Here is a 13,946-nt window from a genome sequence, read left to right on the forward strand (position 1 = left end):
CGCCCCGCCCCATCCCGCCCTGCCCCGCCCCGCCTCGTCCTGCCCTGCCCCCTTGTGCGCGAATCGCGGAGGCTCGACGGTTCAACGTCGCCACACGACGTTGAACTGTTCCCCGCCCGCGTTTCGTGAACAAGAGAAGAGGGGATCGGAGTTGGGGAGGGGCGCGGGTCTTTCCGAAGCTGGTTTCGACTCAGCCGTTCGCTGACGCTCACGCGCTGGCTCAACCGGCTTCGGGGAGGGGCGGTCACGTGCTGGCTCAACCGGCTTCGGGGAGGGGTGCTCACGTGCTGGCTCAACCGGCTTCGGGAAAGGAGGTGCCCTCTCAGGCGGCTTGTGGTGTGAAATCCCGTGGGCTCCTCGCCTGTTTTCCTCCTACCGCTGGTCGTAGTGGATCGGTCCCTCGGCCCGGTTCTGCGGGGCGACTCCTACCGTGGTCCTATCCGGGGCGGGCCTGCTGGGTCCGCCCCCGCCCCTGAGGGGCCGTTGGACCCCGGTTTTCCGGGGTCAACCGGACCAAGACCTGGGTTGTAGAAGGCAATTCATTGGTCTTTTCCGGCCTCTGCCCCGGTAGTTGTTGCGGTGCTAGGCTCCCAGCCAGATCGTGAACGATTCCGACCACGGGGACGACCGGGTCAGTGGGTCCGACGGGAAATCACCCGGCAAGGTGCTGGGGAGCCAGTCTCCGAGGAAATCCGGCGTTCCGCGTCCGACCGCTCGTCGCGAGGAAGATGTTCGCGAATCTGGAATTTGTTGGAGCCGACCTGTGCGGCTGATGGAAGTTGCGTGGATCAGGGCATTCTGGTCGCGTGACCCGGGAGTGAGCGAGAGAGAAAAGGATATGCGGGCCCTGACCTGTGCGTGGCGCTTCGTGGTGCGCAAGAAACTGAAGACACTGATAATGTTCGGCATCCTGCTCTGCCTGTCTACGGTCATGCTGAGCATGGTTGCCGTGAAAGGTTCCACGGATGCGGCTGCGTCGCAGGTCGGTCAGCAGCTGAAGGCCGGCTTCACCCTTGAGAACAACCGGAAGAACAACGCCGGCACCCCGCGGGGCAGTGGAGTCGTCAAGGCCCCCGACATCGACGCCATTCGTGCCCTGCCCGGGGTGACCGATTACCTCCGTCGCATGTCGGTGACCGCCGACCTGGTGGACGCGAATGCGCTGAAACTCCCCAACTCCCAGCGCGACTACGACGCCCAGAAGGAAAAACTCTTCGGAAACCTGATAACCGGCTATGGGGAGAACAACAGCGAGCTGGACGTGAACTTCCGCTCCGGTGGTCTGAAACTGACCCAAGGACGTCACGTCAATGAATCCGACGTCAACAAGGCGATCATTCACGAGGATCTCGCCAAGGCCAACGGCCTGAAGGTCGGCGACAAACTCAAGTTGAAGGCGAACCCGAACGACGCCGACAACGTGAACAAGTCCACCGAGGAAGTGGAAGTCGAGATCGTCGGGCTGTTCTCCGGGGAAAACGTCAAACCCGCACGGGTACGCGCCGAACTGGTGCAGAACCTCGTCTACACCGATGTGAACACCGCGAAACAACTCGCCAAACACGAGGACGGCAAGGAGATCTACCAGGACGCCACCTTCTTCGTGGAATCCGCCGGCAAACTCGACGAGGTGATGAAGCAGGCCGGTCAGCTGGGGGTGGACTGGAATAACTTCCAGCTCTCCAAGACCAACCAGATCCTCGCGGGGGTCACGGGCACGGTTCAGAGCATCTACAAGCTCGTTGACACGATGGTCGTGGCCACGGTCATCTTCGGTGTGGTGGTGATCTCTTTGGTGCTGTGGCTGTGGGCCAGGGAAAGACGACGCGAGACCGGGATCCTCCTGGCGGTCGGCACCTCGAAACCAGGGATCGTTACCCAACACATCCTGGAGCTGGTGTTGATAGCGATCCCCGCCTTCGGGACGGCGTGGTTCGCGGCCCAGGGTGCGGCCCAGTTCATCGGCAACCAACTGGTCTCCCAGGCCGCGAAGTCGACGTCGAAGGAAATGGCCGCGCAACTCGGCAGCAACCTCGGTGCCGACAACGAATCGGCCCTGTCCGGCAAGACCCTCGACCACGTCCAGGTGATGTTGGATACCGGGCAGTGGCTCCTGGTGTGCGGGATCTCGCTGGCTCTGGTCTGCGTCGCGGTGCTGATCGCATCCATCCCGACGCTGCGTGCCAAGCCCAAGGCCCTGCTCACCCAGCTGTCCTGAGGCGCCTGCGATGTCTTTGTTGTTGAAACGCGCCTGGCTGTCGGTCAGCAGGCGAATCGGGAAGAGCGTGGTGCTGCTTCTCATCATGACGGTGATCTTCACCGCCCTGGTGGCGGAGGCCAGCGTCCGCGGCTCCATGCAGGCCCTCCGGGAAAGCGTCAGCCGTGGGGTACCCGCCGGGTTCGTGGTTCGTCCCGGCGCCGGGGAACTGAGCCTCACCGATGCGCAATCCGTCAGCGGGGTGCAAGGGGTAACCGGCCACAACTATGTGCGCGGCCTCACCGCCACGCCATCGGATCTCAAGCTCGTCGAGATGCCCGCCAGTGGGGTGGAACTCTCCGGTGACGTGGTGCCCGAGGCGGGTGTCACGGGGGTGACCCGCAGCGACCTGATCCAGGGTTTCGCCGCCAAGCAGTACACCCTCGTCGAGGGACGCCACATCGCCGAGGGCGACCAGAACTCGGCGATCATGCACCAGGAACTGGCGGCGAAGAACGGCCTGAAGGTGGGGGACCGGGTCACGCTGAGCCGTGACGGAAAGTCCGTGACGGTCACCATCGTCGGCCTGTTCACCGGGACCAGCGGGAAGGCGTCGCTGCCCTCGGAGATGGCGGAGAACACCTTCTACACCGATCTGGCCTCCAGCGGGGAACTCGCCGCCGGGCAGGGACTCACCGAGGCCCAGTACCTGGTCGCGAGCGCCGACGAACTGGGCGCGACGATCGCCCGGGCAAAGGGGCTGTCGCTGCCCTGGGACACCTTCCAGGTGGAGGACAACGCCAAAACCTTCTCCGGGGTGCTCTCCGGGATCGCCACCGTCGAGGGGTTGCTCAACCTGATGCTGGCGGGGGTGAGCCTCGCGAGTGTCGCGATCCTGGTGTTCGTGCTGGTGTTCTGGGTGCGGGGCCGGGTCCACGAGATCGGGATCCTGCTGTCGGTCGGCACATCCAAGGGAAAACTGCTGGCGCAGTTCCTGATCGAGCTGACCTTGATCGCGCTCGCCGCGGGTGGCCTGGCGGCCCTCGCCTCAGATCAGGTCTCCCGCATGCTCGGTGACTTCGTCGTCGGGCAGGCCGCGGGGACGGAGGACGGACAGTCCGGTGTGAATGTCCCACCCCCCAGTTTCGCCGCCGCCTCGGCGTTCGACCTCGGACGCGCCTGGCTGCTCGGCTACGCCGTCGTCCTGGTGTCGGCGGTGGTCGCAATGATCCCGATGCTGCGGCTCAAGCCGAAGCAGATTCTCTCCAAGATGAGTTAGGAAATCACAGATGAGTGTTCTTGCGCTGGAAAAGGTCAACTACGCCTACGAAAAGATGGCGCGCAAACTCCTTGAAAATGTCACCATCGAGTTCGAGGGAGGCAAGTTCTACGCGATTCTCGGTGGTTCCGGGGCGGGCAAGTCGACGCTGCTCGGGTTGCTCGCCGGGCTGGATGTCCCCACCAGCGGGAAGATTCTCTGCAACGGCAAGGACATTTCCGAAGAAGGACTCCCCAAACACCGCAAACGTAACGTGTCGCTGGTGTTCCAGAACTATAATCTGATCGACTACCTGACTCCCCTGGAGAACCTTCGCCTGGTGAATCACCGAGCGGACGCCGGGGTGCTGGAGAAGATGGGACTGGAGAAGGAGGAGATCAACCGCAACGTCATGAAACTCTCGGGTGGCCAGCAGCAGCGGGTCGCGATCGGCCGGGCCCTGGTCTCCGACGCCCCCGTGATTCTCGCCGACGAACCGACCGGCAACCTCGACGAGGACACCGCCAGCGACATCATCGACATTCTCAAGACCGCCGCACACGACAAGGGCAAGTGCGTCATCGTCGTGACGCACAGCAAACAGGTGGCCAAGGCCGCCGACATCGTCCTGCGGCTGAGGAACCGGAAACTCGTGGCCTGACAGTGGGATTCGCGAATGGCTCTCGGCATTGTCCGACCGCGGAACCTTCCCACATCCTCGGTTCTGGCACCGTTGTGCAGGACCGCGAGTCGGGGAACTCCACCGATGTACTTGGAGCCCCATCCGGAAGCGGCCGGGATTCGATCTGCCCGGATCCCGGCCGTCTCATTTCCTCGCGTTTCCTCGAGACCTGTTGAAGGGACAGCGGGGTCACGGCCCCGGAGATCACCTTCGCCGCCCCCCTTCGCGCCCAGCACCAGTTCCTGGGCCCGGGGGTCGTTGAACACCAGGACCCCACCGGGCCACTGCGTCCGTGCCCCTTCCCGTACACGACTCGCGGAAGCTAGTCGTGAGAATCAGCCGGCCGGGCCACCGCGCCTGCGCTCCTTCCCGTACACGACTCGCGGAGGCTCGACGGTTCAACGTCGCCACACTACGTTGAACCGTTCTCCGCCCGCGTTTCGTGCACAAAGGGGAGGGGGCGGGTTCGGAGTTGGGGAGGGGCGGGTCTTGTCGAAGCTGGTTGGGTCGGGTTGCGACGAAGGAGCGGCTCGTGTCGAAGCCACCTCACGGATGCCCTCTCTCAGGCGGCGAGTCGTCGCAGCGTCGACAGCACGGAGGCGCCGTAGCCGCCGCCGAACAGGATGGCGTGCACCAGCAGCGGGGTCAGTTGGTGCCAGGCAATCCGTGCCTGCCAGCCGTCGGCCAGCGGGTGGGTCTCGTCGTAGGAGGCGAACGCCTCCGCCCCGAAACCACCGAACAGCGCCATCATCGCCAGGTCGAACTCGCGATGTGCGTAGTGCGCGGCAGGGTCGATGAGCCAGTTGGCACCTGCGACATCCACCAGGCGGTTGCCCGCCCAGAGGTCGCCGTGGACCAGCGACGGGGGTTCGGGTGGGCCGCACAACTCGTCGACGCGGGAGGAGAGGACATCGAGCAGTCGCAGGGCCTCGGCCGAAACCCGTTTCTCCGCGACGGCCCGCCGGGTCAGCGGCAGCACCCGGCGTTCCAGGTAGAACTCGGACCACGACGACGCCGGGGTCAGGTCCACCTCTACGGAACCCAGATATCCCGACGTGTCGCCGTCGAGACCGCCGAAATGGGGCGCGGGCAGGCTGTGCAACCAGGCCAGACCGACACCCAGCGCCGATTCGGTGTCGGGACCACGACCACCCTCGTCGATCCATTCGAGCACCAACCCGCGGGGTGAGGCGGCCAGCACCTCGGGAACCCGCAGCTCCGGCGGTGCGGCCTCCCGCAGAGCCCGCAGACCGCGTGCCTCGCGTTCGAACAGCATCCGGGTGGGGGAGGGATGTGTCTTCAGGAACACCGGCCCGGAGGGGGTGTCGATTCGGTAGGCCCGTGCAATGTCCCCGCCATGGACCGGGGTGACCCGGATCACGTCGAGGTCTGCGATCAGCTCTTCGGGTAGTGACATGCCCCCAAACTACCGGCGCAGATCCGTGAGGCCCGGGGAGAGCCGGTTGGTCTTTGGAATGGCCAAGCTGGTTGAGCCGGGCTGCGACGGAGGAGCGGCCCGTGTCGAAACCACCCGGTGCCCGGTAGTCAGAACCTGGCAACAAGTTTTCGGACATGCGCGAGATGGTTTCGACGAGGCCAGCTCGCAGAGCGAGCAGGCCGGCTCAACCAACTTTCCTCTATCCAAGCCGGTTGGGCCGGGCTGCGACGGAGGAGCGGCCCGTGTCGAAACCATCCGGTGCCCGGCAGGTGGACCCGACCGTGAAGCTGTAGCGATTCACGTCCTTTCCCGTGCATGAATCGCGGAGGTTCGACGGTTCAACGTCGCCACCCGACGTCGAACCGTTTCTCTTCAGTGTTTCGTGAACAGGGAGAGTGGTGTCTTCTTCAAGTTCAAGCTGGTTGAGCCGGGCTGCGAGGAACGAGCGGCCCGTGTCGAAACCACCCGGTGGTTGACAAGCAGACCCGGCCACGAGTCCTTGGGGATCCGACGCGATGTTCCCACTCGCCCCTTCTCTTGGTGGTTGGCGTGCAAGGATGGGGGCATCATCATGACAGCGCACGAACTCAACCGCCGGTTCTCGGCCCTCATGCCCTTCGTCGTCCCGTTGGCGATCGTCGTGGCGGTGCTCTTTCCCGGGCAGTTCGGGGTCCTGTTGCCCGCCATCGCGCCGGTTTTCTTCGTCATCGTCTTCGCCGGTTCCTCGACCCTACGGGCCAGGAGTATCGCCGAGACGTTGCGTCATCCACTGCCGTTGCTCCTGATTCTTGGGATCCTTCACGTCGTGATGCCCGTCGTCGCGTGGGCGGTGGCCCGGCTGGGGTTCGCGGGTAGTCCCGACATCGCCGCGGGAATGGTCCTGGAGTTCCTGGTCCCGACGGCGAGCGCGGGGTTTGCGTGGATAGCGATCTGTGGGGGTGATCTGACGCTCGGGCTTGTCGCCGTGTTCGTGGATGCGGTGCTGACCCCGGTCCTGCTTCCCTTCGGGGTGGAGTTCCTGACCGGGGCTCACGTCTCCGTGGACTCCGTTGAGCTGATGCGCAGCATGGTGGTGATGGTGCTGGCGCCGTCGGTGTTGGCCGTCGTCTTCAACGAGGCGACGGGTGGCAGGGTGAGCGGCAGGCTCATTCCTTGGTTGCAGATGGTGGTGAAGTTCGGGATCGTCGTGGTGATCCTGGCGTCCTCGACGCGCATCGCGCCGATCGTGCGTACCCTCGACCCGATGCTCCTGGTGATCACGGGCGTCATGTTCCTGATCTCCCTGACCGGTTACGGGTTCGGCTGGTTGGCGGCGCGCCTGACGGGGCAGGGCCGGGCGGTCACGGTGGCGATGATCTATGGGTCGGGGATGCGCAACATCAACGCCGGTGCGGTGATCGCTGCGGCCTTCTTCCCTGCGGCGACGATGTTTCCCGTCATCATCTCCACCCTGTTCCAGCAGGTCACGGCGGCGCTGATCTCCTTGGCGATCCAGCGGCGCCTGCCCGAGACCAAACCGGGACAGCGACTGAGAAATCGTGGGCGATCATCCTCGCCGACGCGTTTGTGAAACCTCTGGGTTCATCCGGATCGTCCGAGGAAAACGTATTAACTAAAGTTAGGGATTGACGTCCATGGGGACTCAACGTAACCTGATCTCTTGGATCAGCCGTTTCAGCTAGGGGAGCTGAGGGCTGCTCGAGGAAGAGGCGCGACATGGTGGTCATCATCATTATCTTGTGATTTTCGTTGATCGTGGGGTGGTCGGAGATCGAACGCCCCACGATCCCGTTTTGCGGTCAAAGAAGCATTGTGTTGGAGGTAGGAGTGATCGTGAATAACTCAACATCGGCTCATGGGAAAATGCCGAGTTATTCCCTGTGGAGCGACGCGAGTTATCGCTGGTGGTTCACGGCTGATACAAGTGGGGCCTTCTCCAAGAACATTGCATTGTTTGCCCTTCCGCTCATTACTCTCGGTGTGACGGGGTCGGAGGGATTGGCTGGTTCCTTTTCGGCAATCTTGATAGCATTGCAAACCATATTCGGGATTGCTGGAGGTGTGATTCAAGATCGGTATGACCGCCGGTTCTTGATGGTGATAAATGGATTTATCTCAGCAACGATTTTGACTGCAGCTTGGATGTTCGATCTGGCCATCGGCTTAAATTTGGTGGCTTTGACGGTGATCGCCTTGATGCTTGGGCTTCAGGCGGGTCTGCTTGACGGAACCTCCAATGCGATGTTGCGGGGGTTGGTGCCCGACGAGGTCCTGCCTCGAGCAATGACCAACAATTCTGCTCGAGACTCGGCGGTGCACTTGGCCAGTGGACCGACGGCAGGGATTTTAATGACATTGAACAGAGTTTTCCCTCTCCTTGCTGGTGCCGTCTTGAGTATCTTGGGGGCAGTGACAGCGTCCAGAATTAAAAATTACTGGAAACGAGGTGAAGCCGGTGATGCTTCTGAGCGCCCGGGGTGGCGTGATTGCCTCGGCGGTTTGAAGTGGATTCTGCGGTATCCCTTCCAGCGCAGGGTGATGTTGATTGCAGTTGTCTCAGCGGGAGCGGGAAATTGTTTTCTATTTTTGACGGTGCTGAAGATTTCGAACGCAGGATCACAGACCCTTACGGCTGGGCTCGTCAATGCGGCAGCGGCGTTGGGCATGCTTATCGGTGCCGTCTCGGCATCTTGGGTGATCGGTCGCGTTCCTTCTGGGTGTATCGTGATTACTATGGTGGCAGTAATGGCGTCCGGGTTTATGGTTGCTGCTCTGGCTCCTGATATCTGGATTCAAGCAGCGGCGGTTGCTGTCGCGCTGGTCCCGCTGCCGGCCGGTGGTGCTGTCTTGACAAGTTTCTTCAACGTGCTCGTGGGTAAAGACAAGCTGGGGCGAGTCACGGCTGCACAACAATTGCTAAATTTCGGGTTTCTCTCGATGCTGACATTGATCGCAGGATGGGCAATGCAGCATTGGGGATATCAGGCCGTGACAGTGTCTTTGGCTGCTCTTATGCTTCTTGGAATGATCACTGCGCTGTTCACGGGCGCTCTACGTACCATGCCTACCCCGGCCCGCTGGGGAGAGCACATTTCTCAATGGGAACTGACAGTTTTTTGATGGTTCGTAACGAGTGGACTGCTATAGATTTCACGGGTAATGGTGGAAATTTGGAATGCGGTTGAGGAAGCAGTGCGCAGAGTCATGCCTTATCTGTTCGACTGAATCCGTGTTTCGGCGCTTCCCGCGAAACACATAGGAACCCGAACCCCAGCCGGGCCCCTCGTCTCGTGGCGCTGACGCCGCTTCGGCTCGTCCGGCCCGGGTGATAGCCTCGGGCCTGCTGCTGTCCGGCCCGACCCCCAGGAGACCCATGAACTGGCTGCACGCCGTCATCCTCGGCATCGTCGAAGGGATCACGGAGTTCCTTCCCATCTCCTCCACAGGACACCTCAACATCGTCGAGAAGCTGCTCGGCTACGAGATCAGCTCGGAAGGCATGACGGCTTTCACCGCGGTGATCCAGGTGGGCGCCATCCTTGCCGCGATCATCTACTTCTGGAAGGACATCGTCCGGATCGTGGTGGCGTGGTTCAAGGGCCTGGCCAACAAGGCAGCCAGGCAGGACCCCGACTACACGCTGGGCTGGGGCGTGATCCTCGGTTCGATCCCGGTGGCCGCGGTGGGGCTGCTGCTCAAGGACTTCATCGAGGGTCCGGTTCGTTCCATGTGGGTCATCGCCGGGGCGCTCATCCTGTGGAGCGCGGCCATGTGGCTGGCCGACCGCCAGCAGAACCTCACCAAGGGCATGAAGGACGTCAGCATCAAGGACGCCCTGATCATCGGCTGCTTCCAGGCCCTCTCCCCGGTCTTCCCGGGCATTTCCCGTTCGGGTGCCACCATCTCCGCCGGCCTGTTCCTGCGTTTCGACCGGGTGACGGCCACCCGCTTGTCCTTCTTCCTGGGCATTCCCGCTCTCGTTGCCGCCGGCGGCCTGGAGGCCGTCACCGCTGGGAAACACATCGCCGACGCCTCAATCGGCTGGGGGCCGACGATCATCGCCACCGTGGTCTCCGGGGTGGTCGCCTACGCGACCATCGCCTGGCTGTTGAAGTTCGTCTCCTCCAACAAGTTCACGGGCTTCCTCATCTACCGCGTGATCCTGGGCGTGGCCATCATCGCCCTGATCCTCACCGGTCTCGTCGCCGCCTGAGTGGTCCCAAAGCTGGTTGAGCCGATCCTCACGAGCATCAGCGAGCCGGTAGTGTCGAAACCACCGGATCCCAAACAGCAGACCCAGCCAACCCCCGACCCCCCTCACCTCACCTCACTCCGCCCTGCTCTTCCCGTACACGAATCACGGAGGTTCGACGGTTCAACGTCGCCACACGACGTTGAACCGTTCTCTGCCAGCGTTTCGGGCACAAGGAGGAGGGGTTCGGGGTTGGGAAGGGGACTGGAGTCGGGTCTGCTTCTTGGTCGCCGGGTGGTTTCGACTCAGCCGTTCGCTGGCGCTCACGTGCTTGCTCAACCAGCTTCGGGAGAGCGGGGCGCTCACGTGCTGGTTCAACCAGCTTCAAGAGTGGTTTCGACTCGGGACGTTCGTTCCTCACGCCCCGGCTCAACCAGCTTCGGGAGAACGGGGTGCCCACGTGCTGGCCCAGCCAGCTTTGGGAGGGAGCGTCCGGCTCAACCAGCTCAGATGTGGCCGGGGTGCAGGTTCGCGTCCTGTGCCGCGAGGGCTGCGCCGATGATTCCCGCCCGGTTGCGCATCTTCGCCGGGACGATGGGGATGTGCAGAGTCAGCAGGGGCAGGAACTTCTCCGAATCCCTAGACACCCCACCTCCAACGACGAACAGGTCCGGGGAGAACAACATCTCGATGTGGCTGTAGTAGCGCTGCAGACGAACGGCCCACGCCTTGTAGCTGAGCTTCTCCTTCTCCTTGATGGAGGAGGCCGCCCGGGTCTCCGCGTCGAAACCGTCGAGCTCCACGTGCCCCAGCTCGGCGTTCGGCACCAGCACCCCGCGATGGATGATGGCGCTGCCGATGCCGGTGCCCAGGGTGGTCATGATCACCAGCCCGTCGTTGCCCTTCGCCGCGCCGTAGTGGACCTCCGCCAGCCCGGCGGCATCGGCGTCGTTGACCAGGGTGACGGGGCGCCCCAGATGATCCTCGAAGAATTTGGAGGCATCAATTCCCGCCCACGACTTGTGGAGGTTCGCCATGAACGGCACCCTTCCGTGCACGACGGGGGCGGGAATGGCCAAACCGATTCGGGAGTCGGCGGGGACCTGTTCCTTGAAGTTCTCGATGATCTCCGCCACCACCGCCGCGACGTTCTTGGGGCTCGACTTGGACGGGGTGGGGATGCGCACCCGAGCCTCGGCGAAATCCCCGAGAGTCAGGTCAACAGGAGCGCCCTTGATGCCGGAGCCGCCAACGTCAATGCCCAGGATGTTCATGCCTGTAAGCATAGGGTTCCGCCGTGCCCCGGGGCATCCCGGCTTGCCAATCGGGTGCAAGCCTCCGCTAGACTGGGCCCCGTCACTGAGCGACGCGCGGGCGTAGTTCATCGGTAGAATGGAAGCTTCCCAAGCTTCAGAGGCGGGTTCGACTCCCGTCGCCCGCTCCAAACTTCCCATCCCTGATCCGGTTTGCTGGCCTTCGCGGGCAAATGCCTGCCGTGCCGGCAAAGGCCAGCGCCACAGCGCAGGCGGATGACCGCAAGGCAGGCGAATCCGCGTCGGGGAGGGTCGTGGGCGGCTGGAAGCGGACCAAGCCGACGCCCTCGTTCAGCGGAACATCACCTTGGCCGCCTTGGCGAGCACACGCGGATCCCGCTCGTAGTGGTGCAGTGTCGTCAACGGCTTGTCCAGACCCAGCAGCGTGTACACGGCCACCTGCGCGCACCGCACCGAGTACTGCTCGGTGAAAACCATGTCGAACGGCATCTCGGCGAACTGGCTGACGAACGCCAGGTTCTTCGACCCGTCGGGCACCACCTTCGGGCGGTCCAGCGTGGTGCGCCGGTTGAACAGGGCCGACGCGTAGGGCATGTGGGCGGGCACCACGTTGATCACCGTGGCCATCAGCTCGTCGACGCGATCCGTGATCGGGTGGGCGGTGGCGTCGATGCGACCCAGGTGCCCGATCGTCTCCAGCAGCATCTCCCGCCCCGTCATCTCGATGAACGGTTTGGTGATGAAATCGCCCGGGCGGCGCGGGTGGAGCGCATACCCCCAGAAGACTCCCTGTTCGGGGGTCTGGGCGTGATAGTGCGGCTGGTGGTGCACCACCAGGGAGATCAACGGACCGGAGTCGACGAAGGTGTTCAGCGCGTTTCCGGGCAGCTGACGGGTCAGCCGGGAGATCTCGTTGATGAGGTCGTGATCGGAGGTGGTGACGGTGAAGCTCGTCCACTCCGACTGCGACCGGTCGTTGAAGAACTTGTCCGGGTGGCCGAGGTTGTAGAACCGTCCCGCGGCCTGCTTCCACAGCAGGGCCGACGGCGCGTAACGGTGGTCCTCGACGATCGCGGTGTCCAGGTCGCCGATTGAGGTCGAGTCCGTGATGGAGCCGTTGGTGTCGAACACGAGATCCTCGGGACGCACCTCGATCAGACCCTCGGCGTCGTCGTTGTCCACCTCCTCGTACCTCAGGCCGGTGACGATGATCTCGTCGCGCAGCGGGGTGTCCGCGAAGACGAACTCGGTGACCTTGCGGTTGGTGATGAAGGTGACGCCCTGCCCTTGGAGGTGGGCGCGCAGCGGCAGGATGACCGACTCGTACTGGTTGTACGGCGTGCGGGTGACCCCCTCCAGGGTGTTTATGCGGGAGAACTCGAGGATCATGCGGTTCATGTAGCGGCGCAGCTCGGCCGCGGAGGAGACCTCCTTGAAGGCGAACGTGGTCTGCCACATCCACCAGAAGTTCGTCTCGAAGAAGTCCGGTGTCTCGGCGAACCAGTCGCGGATCGAGACGTCGTCGAGCTCGTTCTCGCGCGACTCCGGCAGCATCATCAGCCTGGTCAACAGCAGACGCTGTTTGTTGGTGAACTGCATGTGCCGGTAGCCCTTGGGGCCCGAGACACGCAGCCCCTCGGAGTCGATCAGCCTGCCGATGTCCTTGGTGGGGTGAGCGTGGTCAAAGTCGAGGATCTCCTGCGTGACGGATTTGCCCGGCTGGTCCAGCGACGGCACGCTGCCCATCACATCCCAGAAGTTCTCGTAGGTCTCCTCATTGAGCATCCGCCCGCCTCGGTTGAGGAAACCCTCGGAATTGCCCAGCGGGCGGTGCCCGTACTCACCCTCGAACTCCTTGACGGCAGCGCCGTCGTTCGCCCCGTGCGTTTCAAGCCCCAGGATCGTGATCTGGTCGCCGCGCCAGCCGCCGTCGCGGATCAGATAGACAGCGGCGGCGAGGTTCCCGATCCCCGCCCCGATCATGTATGCCCTGCGAGTCATGTCGCCCAGCTTTCATCCATCCGACGCCGCGCCCTCCGCGGCGTTCACAAAACGGATTGTACTCCGTTCGGAGTACGCTCCAAAATGGTATCGTGGAAACAGGTCCGATGACGTCCCGTGACGATCCAGGTGATGACGATGAACATGCAGCAGCCGGCGCCTGAGCCGGGAACCTCGCTGCGCGAACGCAAGAAGACGGCCAAGCAGGAACGCATCCTGGAGGCCGCCACCAGGCTCTTCGCAGAGAAGGGCTACGAGGCGGTGACCACGGCAGAGATCGCGGAGGCCGCGGAGGTGGGGGTGGGCACCCTGTTCCGATACGCCGGCTCCAAGGCCGAGCTGCTCGTCGCGGTGATGAACAGCCGCTTCACCGAGGGCATCGAGGCCGGCCTGTCGGAGGCGGCGGAGGGACGGGCGATGGCCGAGTCGATCGTCACCATCCTGCGGCCATTCGTCGAGGAATCGATGACCCACCCCGAGAACATGCTCGCCTATGAACGCGAGGCCCTGTTCGGCAGCGTCGAGCACCGGGAAGAGGCCACCAGCAGCGTATCGCGCATTGAACAGGCCATCCTCCAGGTGATGCTGCTCCACCGGGCGAGGCCGCGAGACCCCTCGGCCGATCTCGAGGACATCGCCCACGCCATCTACGCCGTGCTGTACCTCGACATCGTCAAGGTCACCACCGGGCGCAGCGCCATGGCGGACCTGCCCGCCGGGGTGCGACGCTCCGTCGACTTCCTCACGGGTGCGCTGCTCAAGACCTGAGTCCGCCGTGTATGGCGGAAGGTGCGGGGATGGAAATGGGGAAGCTGGTCGAGCAGGCCTGCTCGCTTGATGAGCTGGTCGTGTCGAAATCGTCCCGCCTCAAAGCTGGTTGAGCCGGCCTGCGAGCGTCAGCGAG

10 protein-coding genes and 1 tRNA gene are annotated in these 13,946 nt (G+C 63.4%); 8 read left to right on the forward strand and 3 right to left on the reverse strand.

Annotation, left to right across the window (positions count from 1 at the left end; genetic code table 11):
- Positions 1-838: 838 nt before the first annotated feature.
- Genes ACO6D6_RS14360 through ACO6D6_RS14370 form a run of 3 tightly spaced genes read left to right on the forward strand, consistent with a single transcriptional unit; the run spans position 839 to position 4,116 of the window.
- The gene (locus ACO6D6_RS14360) at positions 839-2,218 is read left to right on the forward strand and encodes an ABC transporter permease (RefSeq protein ID WP_484785929.1); all 1,380 of its coding nucleotides are present in this window, start codon (positions 839-841) and stop codon (positions 2,216-2,218) included.
- A 10-nt stretch (positions 2,219-2,228) separates the two neighbouring features.
- Positions 2,229-3,476: an ABC transporter permease gene (locus tag ACO6D6_RS14365; RefSeq protein WP_484785930.1), complete on the forward strand. Its 1,248-nt coding sequence runs from the start codon at positions 2,229-2,231 to the stop codon at positions 3,474-3,476.
- Between the two features lie 10 nt (positions 3,477-3,486).
- A complete protein-coding gene (locus ACO6D6_RS14370; RefSeq protein WP_126379521.1) occupies positions 3,487-4,116 on the forward strand; it encodes an ABC transporter ATP-binding protein in 630 nt (209 codons plus the stop codon).
- A gap of 583 nt (positions 4,117-4,699) precedes the next feature.
- Here ACO6D6_RS14370 and ACO6D6_RS14375 read toward each other — a convergent pair.
- Positions 4,700-5,554, reverse strand: a complete 855-nt coding sequence (locus tag ACO6D6_RS14375; protein ID WP_484785931.1) for a fructosamine kinase family protein — start codon at positions 5,552-5,554, stop codon at positions 4,700-4,702.
- Positions 5,555-6,146: 592 nt separating this feature from the next.
- On the opposite strand from ACO6D6_RS14375, the gene ACO6D6_RS14380 reads away from it, so the two are divergent.
- The 3 genes from ACO6D6_RS14380 to ACO6D6_RS14390 all read left to right on the forward strand — a co-directional run bounded on the left by ACO6D6_RS14380 (position 6,147) and on the right by ACO6D6_RS14390 (position 9,788).
- Positions 6,147-7,145 carry a bile acid:sodium symporter family protein gene (locus ACO6D6_RS14380; protein WP_484785932.1) on the forward strand — a complete coding sequence of 333 codons (999 nt, stop codon included), beginning with the start codon at positions 6,147-6,149 and terminating at the stop codon, positions 7,143-7,145.
- 263 nt (positions 7,146-7,408) lie between these two features.
- Entirely contained in the window at positions 7,409-8,695 is a 1,287-nt protein-coding gene (locus ACO6D6_RS14385) for an MFS transporter (RefSeq protein WP_484785933.1), read from the forward strand.
- A 253-nt stretch (positions 8,696-8,948) separates the two neighbouring features.
- Positions 8,949-9,788 (forward strand): undecaprenyl-diphosphate phosphatase, encoded by an 840-nt coding sequence (locus ACO6D6_RS14390; RefSeq protein ID WP_484785934.1) that lies wholly within the window; start codon positions 8,949-8,951, stop codon positions 9,786-9,788.
- Positions 9,789-10,273: 485 nt separating this feature from the next.
- Here ACO6D6_RS14390 and ppgK read toward each other — a convergent pair whose 3' ends face one another.
- On the reverse strand, positions 10,274-11,053 hold the full coding sequence (gene ppgK / locus ACO6D6_RS14395) for a polyphosphate--glucose phosphotransferase (protein WP_484785935.1): 780 nt from the start codon (positions 11,051-11,053) through the stop codon (positions 10,274-10,276).
- Between the two features lie 84 nt (positions 11,054-11,137).
- Between ppgK and ACO6D6_RS14400 the strand changes: the two genes are divergently transcribed.
- Positions 11,138-11,211, forward strand: a tRNA-Gly gene (locus tag ACO6D6_RS14400).
- Between the two features lie 160 nt (positions 11,212-11,371).
- Here the strand turns inward: ACO6D6_RS14400 and ACO6D6_RS14405 are convergent.
- On the reverse strand, positions 11,372-13,042 hold the full coding sequence (locus tag ACO6D6_RS14405; protein WP_484785936.1) for an oleate hydratase: 1,671 nt from the start codon (positions 13,040-13,042) through the stop codon (positions 11,372-11,374).
- A 138-nt stretch (positions 13,043-13,180) separates the two neighbouring features.
- Between ACO6D6_RS14405 and ACO6D6_RS14410 the strand changes: the two genes are divergently transcribed.
- Positions 13,181-13,810, forward strand: coding sequence for a TetR/AcrR family transcriptional regulator (locus ACO6D6_RS14410; protein ID WP_484785937.1), 630 nt, complete (start codon positions 13,181-13,183; stop codon positions 13,808-13,810).
- Positions 13,811-13,946: the final 136 nt, after the last annotated feature.

This window comes from Arachnia sp. (genome assembly GCF_057238465.1).

Excerpts from the sequence above, each read along its gene's own strand:
- ACO6D6_RS14360 (WP_484785929.1), top strand. The coding sequence starts at position 839 with ATGCGGGCCCTGACCTGTGCGTGGCGCTTCGTGGTGCGCAAGAAACTG.
- ACO6D6_RS14365 (WP_484785930.1), top strand. The coding sequence starts at position 2,229 with ATGTCTTTGTTGTTGAAACGCGCCTGGCTGTCGGTCAGCAGGCGAATC.
- ACO6D6_RS14370 (WP_126379521.1), top strand. The coding sequence starts at position 3,487 with ATGAGTGTTCTTGCGCTGGAAAAGGTCAACTACGCCTACGAAAAGATG.
- ACO6D6_RS14375 (WP_484785931.1), bottom strand. The coding sequence starts at position 5,554 with ATGTCACTACCCGAAGAGCTGATCGCAGACCTCGACGTGATCCGGGTC.
- ACO6D6_RS14380 (WP_484785932.1), top strand. The coding sequence starts at position 6,147 with ATGACAGCGCACGAACTCAACCGCCGGTTCTCGGCCCTCATGCCCTTC.
- ACO6D6_RS14390 (WP_484785934.1), top strand. The coding sequence starts at position 8,949 with ATGAACTGGCTGCACGCCGTCATCCTCGGCATCGTCGAAGGGATCACG.
- ppgK (WP_484785935.1), bottom strand. The coding sequence starts at position 11,053 with ATGCTTACAGGCATGAACATCCTGGGCATTGACGTTGGCGGCTCCGGC.
- ACO6D6_RS14405 (WP_484785936.1), bottom strand. The coding sequence starts at position 13,042 with ATGACTCGCAGGGCATACATGATCGGGGCGGGGATCGGGAACCTCGCC.
- ACO6D6_RS14410 (WP_484785937.1), top strand. The coding sequence starts at position 13,181 with ATGAACATGCAGCAGCCGGCGCCTGAGCCGGGAACCTCGCTGCGCGAA.